This is a genomic window from Bradyrhizobium vignae (assembly GCF_004114425.1).
Lineage (GTDB): Bacteria > Pseudomonadota > Alphaproteobacteria > Rhizobiales > Xanthobacteraceae > Bradyrhizobium > Bradyrhizobium vignae.
This window is the reverse complement of record NZ_RDQF01000031.1, coordinates 1-21,290: the sequence shown is the minus strand read 5'-3', so window position 1 is coordinate 21,290 and position 21,290 is coordinate 1. Positions and strand designations below refer to the sequence as shown.

The 21,290-nt window shown below is 58.4% G+C and carries 12 protein-coding genes and 1 pseudogene; 4 read left to right on the top strand and 9 right to left on the bottom strand.

Annotated elements, in window-relative coordinates; translation table 11 throughout:
- Positions 1–174: 174 nt before the first annotated feature.
- The 6 genes from EAV90_RS23965 to EAV90_RS23940 all read right to left on the bottom strand — a co-directional run bounded on the left by EAV90_RS23965 (position 175) and on the right by EAV90_RS23940 (position 11,237).
- Positions 175–1,917, bottom strand: a complete 1,743-nt coding sequence (locus EAV90_RS23965; RefSeq protein WP_129144879.1) for an ATP-binding protein — start codon at positions 1,915–1,917, stop codon at positions 175–177.
- Positions 1,914–2,963, bottom strand: coding sequence for an SIR2 family protein (locus tag EAV90_RS23960; protein ID WP_129144878.1), 1,050 nt, complete (start codon positions 2,961–2,963; stop codon positions 1,914–1,916). Before EAV90_RS23960 ends, EAV90_RS23965 begins: the two co-directional genes overlap by 4 nt.
- Before the next feature lie 295 nt (positions 2,964–3,258).
- Positions 3,259–6,801, bottom strand: a complete 3,543-nt coding sequence (locus EAV90_RS23955) for a YhaN family protein (RefSeq protein WP_129144877.1) — start codon at positions 6,799–6,801, stop codon at positions 3,259–3,261.
- Between the two features lie 3 nt (positions 6,802–6,804).
- On the bottom strand, positions 6,805–8,076 hold the full coding sequence (locus EAV90_RS23950) for a metallophosphoesterase family protein (protein WP_129144876.1): 1,272 nt from the start codon (positions 8,074–8,076) through the stop codon (positions 6,805–6,807).
- A gap of 767 nt (positions 8,077–8,843) precedes the next feature.
- Entirely contained in the window at positions 8,844–10,463 is a 1,620-nt protein-coding gene (locus EAV90_RS23945) for a DEAD/DEAH box helicase (RefSeq protein ID WP_488226162.1), read from the bottom strand.
- A 153-nt stretch (positions 10,464–10,616) separates the two neighbouring features.
- Positions 10,617–11,237 carry a recombinase family protein gene (locus EAV90_RS23940; protein ID WP_129144875.1) on the bottom strand — a complete coding sequence of 207 codons (621 nt, stop codon included), beginning with the start codon at positions 11,235–11,237 and terminating at the stop codon, positions 10,617–10,619.
- Positions 11,238–11,655: 418 nt separating this feature from the next.
- On the opposite strand from EAV90_RS23940, the gene EAV90_RS23935 reads away from it, so the two are divergent.
- The 3 genes from EAV90_RS23935 (at position 11,656) to EAV90_RS23925 (ending at position 16,316) form a co-directional block, all read left to right on the top strand.
- Positions 11,656–11,886 carry a hypothetical protein gene (locus tag EAV90_RS23935; protein WP_129144874.1) on the top strand — a complete coding sequence of 77 codons (231 nt, stop codon included), beginning with the start codon at positions 11,656–11,658 and terminating at the stop codon, positions 11,884–11,886.
- Positions 11,886–13,070, top strand: coding sequence for a hypothetical protein (locus EAV90_RS23930; RefSeq protein ID WP_129144873.1), 1,185 nt, complete (start codon positions 11,886–11,888; stop codon positions 13,068–13,070). Before EAV90_RS23935 ends, EAV90_RS23930 begins: the two co-directional genes overlap by 1 nt.
- Positions 13,071–13,880: 810 nt before the next feature.
- Positions 13,881–16,316: a metallophosphoesterase family protein gene (locus EAV90_RS23925; RefSeq protein ID WP_129144872.1), complete on the top strand. Its 2,436-nt coding sequence runs from the start codon at positions 13,881–13,883 to the stop codon at positions 16,314–16,316.
- Between the two features lie 975 nt (positions 16,317–17,291).
- Here EAV90_RS23925 and EAV90_RS23920 read toward each other — a convergent pair.
- The 3 genes from EAV90_RS23920 to EAV90_RS23910 all read right to left on the bottom strand — a co-directional run bounded on the left by EAV90_RS23920 (position 17,292) and on the right by EAV90_RS23910 (position 20,211).
- Positions 17,292–17,576 carry a hypothetical protein gene (locus EAV90_RS23920; RefSeq protein WP_129144871.1) on the bottom strand — a complete coding sequence of 95 codons (285 nt, stop codon included), beginning with the start codon at positions 17,574–17,576 and terminating at the stop codon, positions 17,292–17,294.
- A 1,008-nt stretch (positions 17,577–18,584) separates the two neighbouring features.
- Positions 18,585–19,790, bottom strand: coding sequence for a helix-turn-helix domain-containing protein (locus EAV90_RS23915; protein WP_129144870.1), 1,206 nt, complete (start codon positions 19,788–19,790; stop codon positions 18,585–18,587).
- A gap of 61 nt (positions 19,791–19,851) precedes the next feature.
- The gene (locus tag EAV90_RS23910; RefSeq protein ID WP_164937084.1) at positions 19,852–20,211 is read right to left on the bottom strand and encodes a site-specific integrase; all 360 of its coding nucleotides are present in this window, start codon (positions 20,209–20,211) and stop codon (positions 19,852–19,854) included.
- A gap of 187 nt (positions 20,212–20,398) precedes the next feature.
- Here EAV90_RS23910 and EAV90_RS23905 point away from each other — a divergent pair.
- A pseudogene (locus EAV90_RS23905) lies at positions 20,399–21,084 on the top strand (IS5 family transposase); the annotation flags it as partial.
- Positions 21,085–21,290 lie beyond the last annotated feature (206 nt).

Here is a 21,290-nt window from a genome sequence, read left to right as displayed (position 1 = left end):
AGCCAAGATTTGCCTTTGCCCCAACCATCTCGGACGGCATCAGCACCACGTAGCGGACGCACTGCCAAGACGAGTGCATAAAGATGGTGGGAAGCAGGCAGGATCACCCTCCGGATGAGTTTTTGCAGCGTCGCGCCCAGCATCGTGATGCGCGAGAGGCTTGCCGGAAGGCAACTATTTGACAAGCGTCTGACGGCGCCAGCTCTCGACAGCCTTGTCGAGCGTCGCCGCAGCCGCTGGGTCGGCCCAACGATCCCAGAACTGGATCGTGCCGCTAAGCGGTTCGTTTATCGGTTTGGCAATGCGGATACGCGTGGGCAGTAGAATCGCATCGCCAACGACGAGTGCTTCGCCCGTGTCGAGGACCGGAAGCAGGTCGCCGAAGCCGCCGAGGCTGTCGGGCAGCAGCCGTCGCACGACAGCTTGGTCGTCGCCGTTGGTTAGCCGCATCGCGATGAGATTGTTGCACTGGCTGGCGACCGTGCGGTTCACTTCGGCGGGGCGCTGGCTGATCACCACCAGCCCGACGCCATATTTCCGCCCCTCCTTGGCGATGCGCTCGAAGGTAGCGATCGCATTCTCCGCGGCGCCCGAAGTCGGATCCTGTGGAATATAAAGATGCGCCTCGTCACAGAACAGGGCCACCGGATGGCGAAGTCCCTGCGTGCTCCACTGCTGCACGTGGAAGGCCATGCGCGCGACCATGCCGACGATCAGCGGCAAAATGTCGGATGGAACTTCAGAGAAGTCGATGATCTTGACGCCACCGTAGCCGCCTTTGGCCGCCCTGCCACCGAGCAGCAGCTCAACTGCGCGATCGAGCCAATCATAGCTGTCCGCCACGCCGGACGCAGGGAATAGGAAGCCCAGGCGTCGATCGGTGCGTTTGCCCTCGAGGCGCTGAATTAGACGGCTGAGCTTGCCGTGGAAATCGCCCTGCTTCTCAGTGCCCGCCTTGGCTCCCGGTACCATCTCGGCGTTGAGCCGGTTGAGCTCGCCTAGCACGGTTTCCATCCTGAAAGGCACCGGACTGTCGATCGTGAAGTTGGCGAGCACCTCGACATGACCGCCGGCTTTCAGGAAGCCCGTCTTGGCGTCGACGACGGTACGCGACATGATCATGGCCTGGTTTGGGGCGTTCTGATCGGAGCGGTCAACAAACATCGAGACAAGCGCCTCGTAGCTCATGAGCCAGTAGGGCAAATGCAGCACACCATCGTTCAGCCCCTTCCCCGCTTCGATGTCGCTTGGGCCCGCGACGCGAAGATGGACGAAACCGTCGCCAGCCATCGACGCATATTCTCCGTGCATGTCGAACACGATGACATTGGCGCTGTCGAGCTCGGCGATTTGCTCGAGCAGGCGCGCGGTCGTCCACGACTTGCCCGAGCCGGTGCTGCCCACGATGAGCGCATGACGCTGGAACAACCGATTGCCATTGACGAACGCCTGAGCGTTGGGATCGAGCGTATAGGCGCCAAGCGACAGGCGCTGCGCGCCGCCGGTCACCTCCGAAATCACCCCCATGAAGCGCGTAAGGCGCTCGCCTTCGAGAGCGAAGCAGCAGGCATCAATCTCCGGGACGGTCTCAAGCGTGCGCCGGAAGACATTGGCGCGCGGTCCGTCCCGATCGAGCAGCGTGCCGATCAACATAATCCGAACCAGATTGACTTCGGGATGCGCGGCCTCGCCTAGCTCGACATCGGCGATCTTCGCTTCACCGAGCGCGGTACGGATGATCTTTTGGATCACACCAATTAACTTATGGCCGGCAAGGCTGCTCTGGAGCGCAACCAGCCGGTTCACCTGCAGCGCCCGCAGCGCCTCGACATCATCGACGTGGACGATCACCGTGGTCGTGTCGACCGATTGGACGCGGCCCAGCGCTTCTCCGTCCGCAAAATTCAGAATGCTCACGCGGAAACTCCTGTCATCTCATTGAGGAAGCGGTCGAGCCGCCAGATCGGTTGATCTACGTCGAACCCGTTGGGCACGTCGTGCATGTAGGCGCGCGCGCCCATCGTCCCCTCCTCGATTGCGAGGTAGCGCCGGCAGCGTCCGCCGCCCAGGAAGGTCCGGGCGGACGTGGTCAGCTCTTTGGTAATCACCACAAGCGGGACGGAATCGCGGTCGCAACGCTCGATCAGCTTGGTCTGAAGGTGTTCGTCGTTAAAGCCATAACCAACGCAGAAATAGGCGCGGGCGTTCTCCAGCGCGGCGTCGCTGCAGCCCAAGATCGTTCGGAACGGCTCGCCATGTGTCAGCCGGTATTTATCGATGCCCGGCGTGATCATCAGCGGCGAGTATCCGGCCGGCACTTCGGGCATTCCGCGAACGCCGATGATCTGGCCAGCGGAATCCTGGAACCAGTCGAGAGAGCCATGCACTTTCCAGACGGCAACGGTACGGGTCACCTGCCGATTAACGAAAACGCGCGTGTTCGAATCGCGGGCGCGCGATTGCAGATAACCGTAGTTGAAGCCGGTGAACGTGCTTACGTCGACGGCATCCGCGGCATATTCGGCAAGCCGGTCATAGTTAGGCGTGACGACATGGACGGTCTTGTGCGTGCTGTCGAAGAGATGGCGGTACAGCCGCGAAAGGGGTAGCGCGCGCCGATCCGCCACAAGCGTCTGGAGGACGCGAAGATCGTGCGGCAGCAGGACAGCGCGGGTCTCGGTGGCGATGAACTGGGTCTGACGTTCCGTGGGGCGCACGGCCTGGAGGGCGCTTTCGAGATCATTGCCGGCCGCAAGCCGCGCGACGAACTTATCCCATTCGCTCCTCTCGTCTGCCGTCCAGCTCGTGGGAGGCTTGATAGCGGAAAGCTGCAACGCCAAGCCGCCCATGCCGGGCACACCGTGTGCAGCCGAGGCGCCGCTGCCTAGAATGATCACCGGCGTGGCGCTAAGCGCCGCCTGCGCGAATTCCTGCGCCATCTCCGGCGCGCTCTTGGCCGCCATACAGTCCCTTCCCGGCCAACGCGGACTGTATCCACTACAGCCGTCGTCATCCCCATGAGATTGAGTGAATGGAACAATTTCGGCGAGGATTGCGTCCTCGCTAAATCTGAAATTAGCCCTTAGCCGATCAGGTTACGCTTGGTGTCGCGGCGACGAAGGGCCTGCAGGACCGTGAACTTTCCGGGATTGATCTTCCCCAAAGGAAGTCCGAGAAGCATATCGACGCAAACTCCGCGTCGCGGACTGCGTTTGAACTTAGCGAAAATGATGTCGAGACATGCATTCTGTAATCCATCTAAGCAACATTCTTCATTTGATGTGGGCGCGGCTCAAGCGTTGCCGTCGAAACACTCCTGCCAAACGCAGTAGACGCCACATCAAGCAGGTGCTGGTGATGGGTGAAGAAAAGCACCTGCGTTTTCTCCGCAAGCAGTTGCAACACCCTGAAACCGGCCGAGGCGCGCGCATCGTCATAATTGATGAAAAGATCATCGGCGATAAATGGCACCGGCGCAGCATGCATCAGATACTCTTCAACGGCAGCAATGCGCAGCGCGAAAAAGAGCTGATCGGCAGCGCCTTCGCTGAGACCTGATACGGGCACCGCTCCACCGTCCCCACGCACGCCCGCCAGATGTGGCAGATCTTTTTCGTCGTATTCGAGCGTAAGGCGTTGGAACGAGCCGCCGGTCAGAATAGAGAACAGCTCCCCTGCCCGTTTGAGCAATGGTGCCTGCTTTTCGCGCCTAAACCGCTCGATCGCCCACCTCAGGATGATGGTTGCGGAGCGAACGCGCGCATACTGCGCCGCCACCTCCTTCATCTCGGCCAAAGCCAGCTGACGATCACCAGCAGCTTTGGCCGCAGCGGCGTCGCCGCCGACGGCTTCGAACAAACGCTCAGTATCATTTCGACTCTGAATTGCGATCAGCTGGCGTTCCCTGACATCTTTGAGTATTGCCTTTAGCGTTTGCTCCCGAGCCGTTGTTTGATCGGGATCGGCGCTGCGACATTCCTCGGCGAGTTGTTCGACACCAAGCCCATCGCCATCAGCCTCAAGCGTGGTCCGCAAGCGCGATCGCTCATCCCGAAGCGCGCGTTGTAGATCGGACTGAAGAATAGCCGCTCGCAATCTGTCGATCGAATCGACGGCTGCGGCGCTTTTGAGGCCATCTATTACGGCCGCGGCGTCCGTCCTGGACTTGTCGCATTCTTCCAATTTCTTCTGGAGGCCCCGCATCGCCTCAGCTTTTTCGTCGCGGGAGACGACAGTCTGCCTCGCCGCATTCAATTGAGCATGGAGTTGGAGGATTGCTTCATCTGCATTCTGCCCGGAAAACCGTGGCGCGATCGCATTTACGAGCTTTTCGACATCCTCCGTAAACGCCGTGATGTCCCGCTCGATCTTTCCAATGCGCTCGTGTTTCAAATCCGCGATCTTGGCAGACGTCTCCCGCATCTGATCGATTGCTTCGATTTGCTCTTGAACGGTCTCAAGCGGGGCTTCGGGTAACAGATTGAGACCCCTCAGGGCCTCCTTCCATTGCGCGTTCCAGACATCACGCTCTTTCGCAGCGTTTTCAACAGCCACGCGCCTGCGTTCGACTTCTGTTGCGACCTTCCGTTCCTCGAGCGCGAGTTCATTCCTCTTTTGTGTGTTGCCCTCCTCCGTGCGCAGGCGCGCTTCGGCAGCCCCAAGAATTCCGTTCAGCGGCAGTATATCTGCCGAGGCTGCGATTGCCGTGTCCGCCATCAAGCTGGCGAGCTGTTGCTTGGCTTTTGCAATTTGCTGCTGGAGCGAGGACGCTGCATGAAGCGCGGCGTCACGCTTTGCGATTTGATCGAGCACGCCAGCCCTCGCATCGAGCCAATCCAGCATTTCGTCCGGAGAACGCGGGTCATCGGTAACCTGGTTCCACAGGATCGCCCAAGCCTCGGCCAACGCTTTCTGCTCTTCGGCGAACGAAAAAAGCTCCTGCTTGGCGGATTCAAGGACGTCTTGCTCGTCAGCGATTTGCCGCGCCAGCACCATGGCCGCAGCCGTCGACTGCGCATTCTGAAAGCGACGGTCCGCCGCGGTGTCGGCGTCTTCGATGGCCTTCATATAGGCATTGAGCAGCGGCTCGCCGCTTGTAAAAGCGAGCTCCTCCGATTCTGGCACCATGATCTTGTCGACATGTCTGCGCCTGATGATAGACCATCCGGCATCTCGCCGTTCGCGCAGTTTCTTCAACTCCTCAACCCCGACAATTCTTTCATCTGACACAAGACGAGCATAAGACTTTCGATTGTTTTCGACTGTACGCGTCAGCTCACGCGTCACAGCTTGCTGGCGCTGAATACGCGCCTGAAGCTCGCGGACAGCATCGCGATGCGCCCTTACCGCCTCTTCCGCCGGGCTTTTCAAGGCCTGCAAACTCGTTTCACTCACGATAGGCGGATTCATATCAGCCATTTGCCGCTGACATGATCTATCGGCATCCTGATGCTCTTGACGGATACTCAGGAGACGCGCATCGAGATCGCCAAAAGCACGAATGGACTCAACGACCCCAGCCAGCACCGAAAGGTCTTTCTGCGCTCCGAGCGCTTCAATCCGTGCCTGGATATCGGCGAGTTTTTCGCTGGCATCCTCTAGCGCCGCTTCAGCGCTATCAACGGCGGCAAATCGGCTGCCACGCGATGTTAACAGTCCGCGGACTGCTGCAACCTTGGCCCGTGGCGGAATTCTCTCGACGAGGTCGGCGACGGACCCTGTCCACCCCAGTTCAATCGCCGCGCGCTTCAGGACTTCTTCCGCTGCGGCGAGTTCGACCCGCCGCTTCGGTAAGTCCGCCCGGCCCGAAGAGAGTTGTATGCTGCGCTTCGAAAGTCGTTCAATCTCCGTTTGGTGGAGCAGAACGCCATCGTCAACCACAAGTCCGGAAATTTCCGTGCCGATTGTTGCGATCTGTTCGCGGAATGCGCTTATACGCACTTCTGCAGCAGCGTTATCGCCCGAGGCCTCCTCAAATTGGCTAGCCGCGTCGGGAGGTAATTCGACCACCGCGCCGAGGTCCACTATCTCGGTTTCAAGCTCTTGAAGCCGACGCACACCGCGGTATACGCGCCGGACTCGAGAAATCTTCGCAAGTTCGGAAACGTGCTCTTCGATTTCCTTCTCGATCTGATTGCAAAGGCCGCGCGCCTCTTCAAATGCGGATTTCAATTCCTGCCATTTGTTTACGCTCACCGTGTGTTGACGCAACGCCGCATCAGCCTCTTTAAGGCGGTCTTCCGCTTGGTAGTATTTTCGGTGTCCCGCCTTGCGGCTGGCCCAGAGCCCATCCGCCTCTGCCTGCATCGCACCCAGCCGATCGCGGAGACCTGACACGCCGGCCCCGGCGGCGAACAATGCCGCGCCGATATCATCCTTGGCCTGGGTGATATCCCGCCCGCCAGCCCGCAGGCGCTCATGGTCAAGACAGAACATCCGGCAGAAAAACGCGCGGTCCATCCCGCCGAGCAAAGGAGCAAGCATGCCATCGCCAGCCGCAAGCGGCAGATCGTCCGGACCGAGAAGCGTGTCCTTGTTGCCCTTGCGACGCCGGACCGAAAGCAGCGCGCCGTCGCGTTCTAGGGCGGCGCCGATACGCAGCGCCGCATTCTCATGCAGGAAATTACGGGATGATTGCCCGGGAATACCGAAGAGTAGATCTTCAATCGCCGACATCGTCGTCGACTTTCCAGCCTCATTCTCGCCGTACACGACATGAAAGTCAGGTTCGCCTGACGGAAAATGAAGCGTCGTGCCGGTGAAATGTCCGTAACGGATCAGGTCAAGAGAACGAATACGCACGGATCAACGCCTTTCCGCAGTCAGACGTGCGCTCAGATATTCGCCAGCCTGCTCAATCACAACCGAGTATTGTTTCGCGATCACCGCTTCGAGAAGAAAATCGTCAATATCAAGCGCCGCCTCGTGAGGAAGCCTGCGGACAAGGTCGCCCAGATCGTTCGCGATTTCTGCCTGGAGGTCGGAATCCCCCGCAGCCTGAGCTAGTAGGACTTTGAGATCGTTGATCGCGCTGCCCTCTGACTGGTTAGATACTGTCGTCGCAGGCACGGTCGCATTGATCACACGTTCGATCCATGCAACCTCTTCGCCAAGAGCCAGTGCTGCGGCCCTCGCTTCAGCCAACAATTGCGGCGCAGACGCCATCAGTTCGGCGTGAAGAGCCGTCGGGCCAGTTAGTTTGATGCGACAAGCCAGCAGTCGGCCTTCTGCGTTCTTGGCCGCCTCGTCGATCGAGCGTTTGATTTGATCTACAACATCCCCGAACCGCGCGCTACCACTGACCGGTACATCGACATGCATCCACCGCACGACATCCGTTTGGAGCAGCTCAGCGCCTTCGATCGCTCCGTCTTGGACCGTAACGAGCTGCGCCGATTTCGGGCCGGCTTCGCGGATGTGGCGCCCCTGTAGATTGCCGCAGAACACCACGTGCGGATTTCGATGCAGTACGCCGCCCTGATGCACGTGCGCGAGCGCCCAATAGTCGTACCCCTTGTTGACCAACTCTTCGAGCGTGCAAGGGGCGTAGTTCTCGTGAGAACCACCCGTTCCGCCGAGTGCAGTATGCAGCACGCCGATGTTGAAATAGCCTTTGATCGGCGCGGGATAGGCTGCCGCCAGATTTTCCGTCGTGGTCTGCAGGCGGAAGCTTTGACCGTGAAGGGCGACGCGGCAATCATCGAGCTTGAAAGTTTGAGGCTTTCGAGAGCTAAACACCTCAACATTGTCGGGAAGCGTCAGCCGCTTGGTGATTTGGCTTTCGGCGTCATGATTGCCGTGCAACACGAAGGCGGGGATTTCCGCCCCTCGCAAACGACCCATCTGCCGAACGAAAAACAGGCCGGTGTGAAAATCGCGCCAATCGCCGTCGTAGAGGTCTCCGGCGATGACCACGAAAGCCGCCTGTCTATCGATTGCCTGAGTAATGAGGTCCTCAAAGGCAGTTCGGGTCGCCGTTCGAATACGCTCGGCCGCTGGCCCCTCCTGTCCGCTCAGGCCTCTCAGGGGGCTGTCCAGATGTATGTCGCCGGTATGGATGAATTGGAAAGTGCTCACAACAGGACTCGCTTAATTCCAATCAGAACAAACTAGTAAAATCCTCTTATCGCAATCTTGGGCGGAGTGTTGTCACCAACTATCGGCAAACGGTGAAAGGGATTGTCGATGAGGGCTCGAAGGGGCCGCCGAATTTGAGGGCGGCGCGAAGATTCGGCGGCGCATAACATGAGTATCGCGTCATCCATGTTGCGGACCGTGTGTCTTTGGGTAGGGTTCGTACAAGGTCGAATCTGAGCCAGCTCCTCAGTCCTGCGAGCCGCTTTCCTCGCGACCTTGCGTCGAAATTCTGGCAAATGCGGCGATCGGCTGGGAACACACACCGTGCCGCGTTGACGCTTTGGAGAGGACCAACTTTGGTCACTCTCACGGACCCCGATCGAAGCGAGCCGAAATGCCGAGATGCCCGATCACTTCCAGTTGTCGCTCCTGGGAGAGACTTAAAGCGTTCGCGACGATCCCACGCCTTCATCTTCTGCAACTCCGGAGTCAGAAACCCTGGTGTGCAGCACCCGAAGCAGCCTAGCTGCTCGGCATCGATAGAAAAAAGCTGCGGCGGTGTGAGCTCATTCCGAGCCTTTATCCGGACCCGGGCCCTTCGACCGGGCACCGTCCACAATTGAAACTTACCTCGTCATGAAGAGGAAAATTCGCCAATTTCTGCCGGCCACCGCAGATATCAAGCGAATTTTCTCATTTCGCGCTGGAGTTCATCGAAGAAATCGACCGCATCGATGTACCCATGCGGTACTGCAGATAGGCCAAGTCTATGTCGAGAAGGTTCTCATCGCCGACCTTACGCCAGACGCCATGTCGTCATGGACAACCTCCTCCGCAAGGTGATTACTGATAGAGGCTGGGGTGAAGATTTCGCCGAGCAACGTAGCCAGCTCGCGCCATTTCTTGTCTTCCCCACTTCGCCGAATTGACAGTGCCAGCGCTTCGAGGCGCTTCAGCGTTTCTATCTCGAAGCGCAGCTCCTCGATCGTGCGCGCCGCCGTGGCCTGGTCAAGGACCTGTTCCTCGGCCTCTTTAAGCTCGGCGTCTGGCGCGTCGTCGAGATCTTCCACGTCTTCACGATCTAGTAGCGGCGTCCGAGTATCAAACACCGCGACCTGACCGCCGCGATGCAAGACTTCCAGCTCGCGCAGGCGGCCTTCGAGCCGTTCGCGTCGGCGGCGGAGCGACCGGTAGATAGCCTCTGGGGATGAGGCTAGGCGACGCTGAAGAACAGTCAGCGCGAACCCGACCGTTCCAGCACGCTTGTCGTTCTCCAGCGCCTCCGCGCGATTGAACTCCTCCCGGACATAGTCGGTGACCGCCTTGTAGAGCGCGGCCTCTGCCTCGGAGAGCTTGTAGGGGACGGTGTAGGCGACGCGCTCAGGGAACAGCGGCGTCGCGTCGAACTTCAAAAGGTTCTCCTTCACCATGCGCCGCATCAGGTCCGAGACGTCAGCCACATGCACGCCGTCGCGGAACTTGCCCTCGAAGCGATCACCATCGAGAAGCGCCATGAAGAGCTGGAAGTCTTCTTCCTTGCCGTTGTGCGGCGTCGCCGTCATGAGAAGGAAATGCCGCGTAAGCTGCGAGAGGAGTTGCCCGAGTCGATAGCGTTTGGTGTATTTTACTTCCCCGCCAAAGAAAGTGGCCGAGAGCTTGTGCGCCTCGTCGACCACAACTAGGTCCCAACCGCAATCGGGCGCTTGCAGCTTGAGCTGGACGTCCTCGTTGCGGGCGAGCTTGTCCAGGCGAGCGATGGCTAGATTGGTTTCCAGGAACCAGTTGCCGGTTCGCGCCGCCTCCAGCTTGTCATTGGTCAGGATGTCGAACGGTAGGTTGAAGCGGCGATACAGCTCGTCCTGCCACTGCTCCGCCAGGCTCCCCGGGCAGACGACCAGACAGCGCTGCAAGTCGCCGCGGGCGATCAACTCCTTGATGAGGAGCCCGGCCATAATGGTCTTGCCGGCGCCCGGATCGTCGGCAAGCAGGAAACGCAACGGCTGGCGAGGCAACATGCTCTCGTAGACAGCCGTGATCTGGTGCGGCAGCGGCTCGACGACGGAGGTGTGGACGGCCAGCACCGGGTCGAACAGATGAGCTAGGTGGATGCGTTGGGCCTCGTCCACCAGCCGGAACAGTGCTCCGTCACCATCGAAGCTCCAGGGCCGCCCTTCCCCGACGATTTCGAGGTCCGCTTCCCGATCTCGGTAGAGCAACTCATTGCCGACCTTGCCCGACGCGTCCTTGTAGGTCAGCTCGACCGCGTCCGATCCAAACCACTGGACGTTCACGACGGTCACGATCCCATTCGGGAGGACACCGCGAATGGAGCTGTTTGATTTCAGATTCTCAAGCTCAGTCAAAGGCCTACCTGCAAGTCTTGCCACGACGCAGCGGCGCCAAACGAGAAACACAGCACATTTCGCGCAGAGGTGGCAATGATCTGCGAGTTTTGAGGTGATGAATTTGACGCGGGGCGCGACGACCGTCGTTATCAGGGCCGCTGGGCTTCGACGATGTGGCCTGCGTCGGGCACGCAATCACGCAGCAACCTTGAGCCGCTTAGCGATCTTCGCGATCGTAGCCCGACTGCAGCCCGCAGCACTCTGTATCGAGTCCCAGGAGGCCCCTGCTGCCAGCATGCTGGCGATCCCAGCATTGCGATCAGTGTCCTCTGGACGGCCCTTGTAGCGCCCCTCAGCTCTCGCCTTGGCTTGCCCCTGCGCCTGCCTGCGGCGACGGTCCTCGTAGTCCTTCCGCGCGACCGCCGCCAGCATGTCGAGCAGCATGCCGTTGATGGCCTCAAACATCCGGCCGGTGAACTCGTCGCCGCAAGTGGTCGCCATCATCCACGAAGTCGGCAGGTCCAGCGCGACCACCCGCACGCAGCGGGAGGTGAGCTCGACCTTGAGCCGCTCCCAATCCGTTGCGGTCAAACGAGAGAGGCGGTCGACTTGCTCGACGAGCAGAATGTCGCCGGCCTCAGAGTCTGCAAGCAGTCGAAACAACTCTGGACGCGCCAATTTGGCGCCGCTCTCATTCTCAAGGTACCAAGCCGCAATTTTGAGGCCGCGTTCTGCCGCGAAAGTTTTGAGCTGATCGCGGGCACGCGCAGCATCCTGCTGGCCAGTGCTGGCGCGGAGATAGGCTCGTACGAACATAACCCCCCCTTTAGTCTGCTTTGGATGGTTCGCACCATATCGGTTCATTTTGATTCTTCAACCTTATTTAGTGAACCGGCATGCGGACTGGTTCTAAATAGGTGTACCTAAATTGAACCAACTCGATGCCGCACTTGAGCTGCTCGCGCACCTCGTAAGACCTCCTTCTGGTTGCAAGAAGAAATGATTCTCGGCTATGGCTCCTTAAAGATTATTTTGGGGAGCCATGCCGTACGCTTATCATCCCGATTTTCCGCAGAACTGCCCTCTAGATGGAGCGACCCCAGTGGGGACCATATATCGAGCGGTAGAGAGTTTCCCTCCGACCCAAGAAGACTTTCTATCGAGTGTTGAGCTTGGGACACCCGGTGCTAAGCCCACAAGCTGCAAGCATTGGGGCTGCTCCGTATGGGAGACGATGGAAGCTGTCGAACATGGGCGGAAGATCTATGATCGTTTTCGCAACAGTTATATCGTGGTCGCAACACTTGATGCGACAGCCGGCGAGGTGCTCACGACCCCTTCGAGAAACCAGCCGCAGCATGCGACTTTTTGGAAGGTCCACGGTCTGGACGTGAGCGGCTCGTTTGAACTCGCACTCGAACCCGACGTTCCGCAGCTGGACGATGATCCTTTAGGACCTGCGTGATGTGGTCTGTCAGCGAACCAGCCTCTTTGCCTTGGACGACGGAGCCCATCGAACCCGAGGACGTGCTTTATGAATTCGACGGGCCGCTAACATTCACCGCCAGCTTCGGACCCTTCGAAGCCTTGTTTCATCATGTTGGTAAGCGGGGAAACTCCCATTATTACGCCGTTGTCGAGACGAATGGCGAGGCAATTGATGCATTGAGAGAGGGAGCCCTATCGGTCCGTGGAGCCCTTAATCGACCGAACATGTGGGTTGTCGATTTGAGTGCTGCGCTGGAAGTCCAACGCTATTGGTCCTGCCGGCAGGAGGATTTTCCAGAGAAGCTACTTCCCCAGCGAAATGTTCCGCTATTTGCATACATGGAATATGCGCCTGATAGCCTGGAAGAGGCGAATGCATACTTTTCCATTTCGTTCACGGGGGATCAGATATCGAAGAAAAGCATTCCCTTTTTCATGCTGAAGGCTCTTATCGATAATTCGTACGAAGCTGCGAGACGTCTATTAAGTCCCGTCTTTATGGCCGGCGCAAAGAGCGGGACTTTCGACTTCCCTGCCAGAGCAGTGGCCGGAAGCCTGATCGTCAGCCTGGATCCGCCTTTGATTAATAACGCTAGGCTTCGTCAAAGAACAGCCGATGCCGTATCTCTGGAAGAAGCTCAAGTCTCTTTCACGGAACAACGAAGCACATTCTTTGAAGAGGCAAAAGAATTGGTAGCCGCCGCAAACAGCGGGAACGTCTCTGACGCACTCGCCGAGGAGCGTTTCGCATTGTTGGATAACATCCAACACATCATTCCCTCCGATCAAAATCTGCTTGATGCGGTCGCCTTCAGCGCGCGCGGCGCGCACGGTGTTCTATCAGTCCTGGTGAACGAACAAACAGGCACTAAGCTGCACCGCGCATTCAAACGTATCGAGAGACAGGCCGTTACGGATTTTGGAAGGGTGGAAATAGTAAATTCTCCGAGCAAGACCTTTGTTTATCGTTCATCTCGAGGAAAGCAGGTCACTTGCATCATTCCGGCGGAGTCGTTTGTGCGACTAGAGGAAAATGGCGAGCTGCGAAACGGGTCTTTGGTCAAAGTTCGAGGCCATCTGCGTAAGAGGCCTCAGCGGGACGAGATGGTCTGTGAACTTGCCCCGGAGTTTTTACCTTCTCCGCCTCCAAATTTGCGTTAGCTCCGGTCTCGCTCGAGGGCGCCAATACCGGTCTAATTACCGCGCAAAATGCCGACCATTGGTTCACGCTGACGCCTGTTCGCGCTATGTAGCAATCGCAAACGTTTTGGCCGACTAGCGCGACGAAGGGCGAGCTTGTCGAGGCACCGCTGTAAGGAGTGATTGGGCTCGCACAGATGCCCCTGCCGTCGACGCGCCAGGTGAAGCGGAAAACCACCTCGTCGTAATCGAATCTTGCGTCCAACGAGAGTGCGGTTCGCGCGCCGCCATCGATGACCGTGTATTGCGTCGGATCTTGCAAGTTGAGATTCCATCAGTCAGAGCTTGCACCCCACAGACATCGCAAGTTCGGTTTCTCAATTTCGCGGAATTGACTCCTGCGGACAGATGGGCCGTCTATGCATGGCGCCCGTCCCGGACGCTCACCCCGGCTTCGTCCAGCGTGACTGCTTCCGGTCAAACCGCGGCCGACGAGCCGATGTGGTCTGTTGGAGAAGCCCCGCGCAAAGCGATCGTTCGGGCGCCTAACGCGGAGAATGGACGGGAGCAACTGGCGCGACCTTCAAATCCGATCCCGAGGAGACGGTCTAGCGCGATATCAACACCGCGACAGCTAGTCGCAATTGGCTTTCCAGGCTCCGCCGGCGTTACGAGCAACTCTTGCTAGTGCGCTCATTTTGCGGCATCCTAAGGTCACTCGCTAGCCTTTCCTCGGCTAGTGCTAAGTTAGCGGTCAAGCCATTTTTCTTGAGCAGTGCCTTACCCGTCCGGTGCAGATTCTCGCCGTGGACTAAAGTGTCCGAGCTTCCAATGATCCAGATAGCGCATTTGTCCGATTTGCATTTCGGGGCCAGGTTTGACGTCAATACGTGGAGGGCCGTCGAAGACAGCGTTATCGCTTTTGAACCTGACTTGATCATAGTTTCAGGTGACTTAGTTGATCATCCATCACCTGTTCATCTGTTAGCGGCAAAGTGCGCCCTTCGAGATCTATCCCAGAAATCGCATGCGCGCTCGAGGGCCGGCAGGGCTGCAGAACTCGTCGTGATTGCAGGCAATCATGATGTTTTCGAGTCCGGTCTTTCAACGGGGGTCTTGAAGCGGTTGAATTGGTTTGAGCGGATTTTTCAGACCGATACTAGCGAAGCCGAAGCCATGCTGGCGAAAGAACTTGGCCACGAGCCTGGCTTCAACCTACTCTGTCGTGACCAGCCAGCCGTCGCGGAGGGGCGGTTCCCGATGCTCCGGCAGATCCTTTTAGGAGAACCTCGGAAGGAATTTACTGGCGCAATTGCAGATGCGCCTGCTCAAAAGGCAGACGTCTTTAGGCCCCGGCAGTGTGCAGTGTTGCTGGCGCTTCTTGATTCGAACCCCACTGGAGGTAGTCCAGATTTCGCGACCGGAGTTGTGGACGAGGGCCAACTGATCGGACTTGCAGCGGATCTCAAAAAGTTCGGTGCCACGACCTATCTAGCGCGGATCGCAGTAGTCCACCACCATGTGCTCCCCATCGCTTTCGCTCCTGGACGCAAAGGAAATACGGAGCCCATGATGGTTCTGCGGAATGCGGGAGCCGTCCTGAACGTCCTCGCCGATCACAGTTTCGATTTAGTTTTGCACGGACATTGGCATCAGGCTCAATTCGCCCGTGTTGACCTCGGCACTGGCGACAATGATAGTTATTCGATGGCCGTCGTAGCTGCGGGGAGTGCAGCCATGGAGACGTCCAACCCTATCGGGAATTCGTTTAATCTAATCACGATCGAGGATAGCGGACGTGTAACAGTCAAAACCGTGTTTTACGGAGGAGCACGGGCACCAAACCCAGCAGACGAGCGAAATCGCGATGTCCGTCGATACAAGGAGCCGATCTCGGCGGTGAAGCGGAGAGCTTTCGCTCGCGCTTTGGAACGTCATCCAATCCGATGTGACGTCCGCGCCTCTGCATTCGAGGTCACAGAAAATGGCGACTTGTGGGTCGATCACTCGGTTGAGGAGCTGCGGCTGCATGGGGGCGATATTGACCCGTATCGGCAGCGGCTAGTCGCGATCCAAATTCCAGCGGATGGAAGCTTTGTAGAGGAATCCTTGACGCCTGATGAGGCCACTCACCGACGGGGCGTTGAAGTTGAGCGCGCTACAGATATCCCCGACAAAGAGAACGTCAAGTACTGCTGGGTCAAATTCGGTGATGGCCTGCGCCGCAATGGCGACGCGACCAGTTACGGGTTTCGGTACGCGTGCTCCAACTCCATCAAGATGACCAAATGGGAAGCCGAAGAGAAGGCTCGCTTAAAGAAAGACAAGAAGACAGAATGGGAAGAGGAGTGGATTGGGCTGCGCGTGTTGTTTCCGACTAAATGTTTGCGCCTCAGTGTAAAACTTCCCGAGAGCCTGAACGGCGTTGAGCCTTACATTCGCTGTCTTCGGCCTGCTTCTTTTCCTGACTACGAAGTGAACAAATGGGGTGACGTGAAGGCCGGCACTTCGCCTCCCGTAGTCGACATTGGAACGTTGGATGAGGAGCGCTTGCAGTACAAGGCGTCGACGAGGACATGGCGCTTAGAAGTTGAGCGTCCAATGGTTGGCTATGTTTATGAGATTCGATGGAAGCTTCCCTCGGACAAGCCGATCCGTGGCATCGCAAGCGAGACTCGCCGATTTCAGAACCTTCTTCTGACGCATGACCCGGTCGCCGACGCGAAAGCGGCAGAAGAGTTTGACGTGCTCTTGGGCGTTCTCAAGAGGCTGTTCCGACTTCGCAACACTCGAGAAAAGTGGGTAGTGGTGATATTTGCTTATGATCATACGCTGGGCGCGTTGCGTCCCGCCTTGAGCTACCGCTCTTGGTCGGCCTCCAAACTACCCTCTAACTTCGCAGTAACCTCGGGAAAAGGGATTGCAGGGGCGGCGTTTCAGCAACGACGGATGATCGCGTGGGGCCAGTCTTGGGCAGGCGAATCGCTGGTCAAGCCAGTCCACCATCCGTACGAAACCGATGCCGACGATGTCGAAATGGCGTGTGTTGTGGCCCTTCCGTTGTACCATCCTACTTATCAAGACCATCGTCGTCCGCCGCCTTGGGCAACTATCGGTGCGGTATCTTTCGGATCAGCAGCCGAGTCCCGACAGATAGCGACGCTAGCTGAGCCTGATGTCGAAGCGGCTGAGGACCTGCGGAGAGAACTCCGCTCGGCCGTACAGGTACACGCATTAGCCATTCTTGAAGCCTTAAGAGTTGGATAAAAAGGGTTGGATAAAACCCAACGAAGGTTCTTAATGCCTAAAGGTGGTTTTGATGAGATGGCTGCGCTGATTCATTAATGATTCGTCAGCGTGATCTTTGTCACAATTCAAAGATGGAAACTTGCCCTAGTGTTCCCCGTTGTATAAGTGGGCGCTGGGCTACTTGAAGGATGCTTCTATGCGCGTTGTGAAACTTGGCGGTGGCGCGGTAGGCTTTGAGCCGGAGGAGAGCGCCGACCGGGTTGGGAGTCTAGACCCGAGAAAATTGCGGGAAAAGGGCTGGGGTGATCAAGCCGTTCGTATTTACGAACAGTATAGCAACCCTGTTGATTTTCTCAAACGTGCCAGGACGTCTGGCGCTGGTCGGTCTAATAAAAAAACGGTCACTGAGGACTCTGCCGGAGCAGCAGGAACTGGCTCCTTGGTGAGGAAAGACGGGTAGTGTCCGCAGACCCCTGCGGACGCCACTTCGGCGCGGCAATGTTCTTTGTTCTTGTCATGGTGTCTGCAGCACCCCCGCCGTCGGACGCTCCCGATTACCTGTGGCAGTTGCTGAGTACGCCTCGGGCCTAGTGGAGGCGGTCCGCCTAATTCATTGTCTACAGGACTAGCGAAGATTGCGTCGGGCAGCAGGGCTCGGCACCACACAGACCGCGCGCCATCAAGCTGTGAACTGAACTAGGGCCTAATAGGGCCCGGCGAGTTTCCGACGCGCCTTCCGTCTCCCGGCGACAATCGAGAACGCCCTTATTTTCAACACTTTCGCTGATTTTCACTAGCTCGAAAAATAGCTGGACGCCAGGAGGGACCGATCCTTCAGCTCGACCGCTATGCGCCGATTGAGCGCTGATCCAGAGCTGCGACCTACGATGTCGGCGATGCCATCGACACTGACATCGACGTTTCACCCGCGCTGCAAGCTCTCATCGAAGCGTTCGACCTTCAGCTGACGCTTGGCATCATCGCCACGTCGTATCAATCGCGTTCTATCGCTTTCCGAAGCTCTGCCAAGGATCTTTCCGACAGACCTAGGGCTCTGCATTCGCCAAGCAACGCACCACCCAATTCCGCATCGGTCATTTGTTCAAATACGCCTGGTCCGCCGACCTCAAGTTTCTGAACCAAGAGACCGCCAATGTGGGCAGCGAGCCTGATGCCGCTAATAGCCGCTTTCAGATCTGGCTTGTACAAACCGGTGGGAACGCCATTCGAGTCGAATTTTGGTAAGCCGCGGATGGAGAGATCGACCACGTGCATCAAGCGAGCGATTATCCATTCCTCAGAAAGGCCCGCGCGTTGGATTCCATCAGCGCTTGGGGGCCTTTTCTTCGGGCAGGCAGGCTGCTCCTCGCGACTTTTAGTCGAAAGAGTTCCGGCACTATTAAAACCCGCAGCTGCTCTCTCAGTAAGCGAAAGGCGCCCTCGCATCATCCGTGCGAGCGCGTCGTCTTATGTTTGGCCGGTCCGCATCGCTCGGTGGTCCCACAGGAGAGTTTGCAGCATCCCCGGGTAGGTATGCAGCGGCCCCCCCCTGGAAAAACGCACCAGTGGGCAGACCGCCGACGAAGAAAAGGCCTTCCAGCGAGCGAAGCAGGTCTTGGTCTCGTCCACCGTCAGCTTGGCGGCTTCTCCAAGCCTGCCTCTAAGGGCCCACGTGGTGGCGTCCCTTCGCCAGCCTATCAGCACCGAATCGGGGGTAAAGCCAGCCGAGATCAGCGCCCGCGCCGCGTCTAGGAAGGGTTGCCTGCTTAGGCAGAGCACACTGCCATCAGCTAGTTCGGCTCGGTAGCGGCCGTGACGGTTCACCGGGACCAAGTAGATGTTGATCTCCTGGCATCGACTGGCTGGTGAGCCAGTGTCGGATATTCCACTTAGATTGCAATTGCTCTCTATAGGCTGGTGAGCCAGCCTAAGTGATTGATCGAGGTCGGTGTGTCGGTTCTGCCGGGATCGCCAAACTGTTTCTTGTCCAGACCGAAGACATGGGTAACAGATCGTACCTAAGACATAGGTGACAACCTCGTGCCGAGCGGGTTGTCGAGGGGTTGCAAGGTCATTTCTCCAGGGTCGATGCAGACTGCATCGAACGCATCCGATTGATCCGATATGGTGTGACGCATTCTTGGCATGGCCATTATTGCTCGGCCGGCGCTTTCGCCGTCAACCCCGCGCGGCGAAGGCCGCGCCCCTGCGGGCTTCGGGGGATGACGGCTCAGCGCGGCCAAGCAAGGGCCGACCATGCCAAGAATGCAGACAAGCGCGTCTTTCTCAGGGCGCCGACGTTGTAGCTGAGACATGGGTGACGGGCTTCGGGCCGAATGGGTTGTCGAGCGGTTGTAAGGTCCTCTGCTCGAGGTCGAAGTATCCGAGATCGTAGTGCATGAAGCTGACGAGCCAAATGCCGTCATCGACCTCTTTGATTCCAAGCTTTTGACCCGCCAGCACAGCAGAGATGTTGATCTTCTTGCGATGCAGGCAGAGGCGCCCGCAATTGGTGACGAGTACGTCGCGATCGTGGAAGGGATAGGTCAGCTCCGGCAGGCCGCTATAGGGACGCGGTGAGGCTGTGTAGAGTTCGGCGGGGCACTTCATGTTGAGCGCCTCATGCCAGCGCTCGATGTTGAACTCGCCCCGGAAGGCCTCGAAGCGTTCCTGCTGTTGCAGGCTGTTGAACCCCGGTGGCCTGGTGGCCTCCTTTTTGAGCGTGAGATGCATGCGCTCGTGCCGGCCGTTCTGCTGCGGATGACCTGGCTTGATGCGCTCGATCGCGATACCCAGCCTGAGCCACCACACCGACAGCTTTGAGAGGTTGAACAAGGCATTGGGACTGGCAAAGGGCACGCCATTGTCGGAGCGGATGGCAAGCGGCAGGCCGCGCTCGCGGAACAGCCGCTCAAAGGCTGTCATGGCCGGCTCCTCACGGGTGGAATCGAGGGCTTCGCAGAGCAGCAGAAAGCGTGAGGCATGGTCGGTGACGGTCAAGGGAAAGCAGTAGCGGCCATTCCCGAGCTTGAACTCGCCCTTGAAGTCGGCGCACCACAGATCATTGGGGAGCGTGCCCTGGGACAGTGGCGTGCCGCGCGCGCGGTGGCGCGGCCCGCCGCTGCGCTTGACCAGGCCGTGGCGATCGAGCACCGCATGAATGGTGCTTTTGGCCGGAACCTTGATGTCGCCATCGAGTCGGCGCACCAGCAGCTCGCGGATCTTGCGCGCACCCCAATGTGGCTTGTCGGCTTTGAGCTGGACAATCAGGGTCTCGATCTGAGCCGGCAACTGGTTGGCGTAGCGTATCGGCCGCCTGCAGCGGTCGCTCAGCGCCTCGAGCCCGTGCTCCTTGTAGCGATCGAAAATCTTGTAGCCGGTCTTGCGGGAGATGCCGAACTCCCGGCAGACCTCGCTCATGGCTTCCCCATCGAGAAGCCGGGCGACAAAGCGAAGGCGCTCTTCCATGACCGAACTCGCTTTCCACGGCATCCACACCTCCCGCAGAACAAAAGCGGAAAGTGTAACCCATGTGTCCGGTACGTTTTGTCACCTATGTCTCGGGTCGCTCATCTGCCAGCAATGATTTCAATGAGTTATCCTCACTATTGCCTAACTCGTCGGGCGGGTTAGGCAATCGGATGTCAAATCCGACTTCGAGCTTGGTCATGGCGGCAACGGCAAGCTTCTTGCGCGCGGCTTCGCGACAGTATCGTTCAATCTCGCGGATATCCGTATGGCCGGTGATAGACATGATTTCCAGGGCGCTGCATCCGGCCTGGGCCAAACGCCGATATGCGGCCTTGCGCACGCCATCTGGTGAAGACTTCGGGGGAAGGCCGGCGGCGAATGCTGCTTCGCTAATCCACGCGGAGAACGCTTTCTCGCTACGAGCGCGCCCGTACAAGATCAAGCACTGGATCCGCATCGGATATCTCGGCGATTTCGTCACAACAATCCAACCTCGCGAATGCAGCAACTACTTCGCAATCGCCGGACATATGTTTCCGTCGAAATGTGAAACGCTCTAGGGTCCAAACCCAATCAGGGTATTGAGGCTTGGGTGCAAATCAGATTCAAGCTCTGCAAGGAGCTTGATAATGGCGAACGAGTTTTGGTTGAGCGATGGGCAGTGGGCGGCGATCGATCCATTGCTTCCGAAAAACCGTCCTGGGGCACGCCGGGTCGATGATCGCCGCGTCATCAGCGGGATCATACATGTGCTGAGGGCCGGCTGCCGCTGGCAGGATTGCCCGTCCTGCTACGGGCCGCCGACGACGATCTATAACCGCTTTCATCGATGGTCCGCGCGCGGCATCTGGCAGAAGCTGTTTCGCGCCTTGGTCACGGCAAGCCCCAATGACATCCACATGATCGACAGCACCACGGCAAAGGCTCATCGCTCGGCTTCGGGCGGAAAAGGGGGGCGGAGGAACAGGCGATCGGGCGCTCGCGCGGCGGGCGCACGACCAAAATCCACGCCGTTGTCGACAGCCAGGGCCGGCCGCTCGCCGTCGAGATAACGCCCGGACAACGCGGCGATCTTCGCCTCGTTCTACCGCTTCTTTCCGGCCTGCCAGCGGCGCGCTTATGCGCGGCCGATGCCGCCTACGACAGCGACGGCTTTCGGCTCTTCCTACGCCAACGCGGGACCATCCCGGTCATCCCGAACAATCCAACGCGAAAGCGAACGCATCCGTTCGACACCGAGGCCTATAAGCTGCGTAACCTGATCGAGCGCATGTTCTGCAGGCTCAAGGATTGGCGCCGTATCGCTACCAGATACGACAAGCTGGCACGCAACTTCGAAGCCGCCGTCAACATCGCCGCTTTCATAATCTGGTGGGCCAATTGAGTCTGGACCCTAGCACTACTTTGGCAGATTGTTGATTTTGGCGCGTTTTATAGGATTCCCGAATCAATTTTTCAATGATTCATGGGTGGTCGGCTCTTGGAGGGCTGACCATGCCGGGATGGGAAGACGAACTCGAA

Bases quoted from the DNA above. Each gene is read 5' to 3' on its own strand.
- EAV90_RS23960 (WP_129144878.1), bottom strand. From the start codon at position 2,963: ATGGCGGCCAAGAGCGCGCCGGAGATGGCGCAGGAATTCGCGCAGGCG.
- EAV90_RS23940 (WP_129144875.1), bottom strand. From the start codon at position 11,237: ATGTTCGTACGAGCCTATCTCCGCGCCAGCACTGGCCAGCAGGATGCT.
- EAV90_RS23935 (WP_129144874.1), top strand. From the start codon at position 11,656: ATGGAAGCTGTCGAACATGGGCGGAAGATCTATGATCGTTTTCGCAAC.
- EAV90_RS23930 (WP_129144873.1), top strand. From the start codon at position 11,886: ATGTGGTCTGTCAGCGAACCAGCCTCTTTGCCTTGGACGACGGAGCCC.
- EAV90_RS23925 (WP_129144872.1), top strand. From the start codon at position 13,881: ATGATCCAGATAGCGCATTTGTCCGATTTGCATTTCGGGGCCAGGTTT.
- EAV90_RS23915 (WP_129144870.1), bottom strand. From the start codon at position 19,790: ATGCCGTGGAAAGCGAGTTCGGTCATGGAAGAGCGCCTTCGCTTTGTC.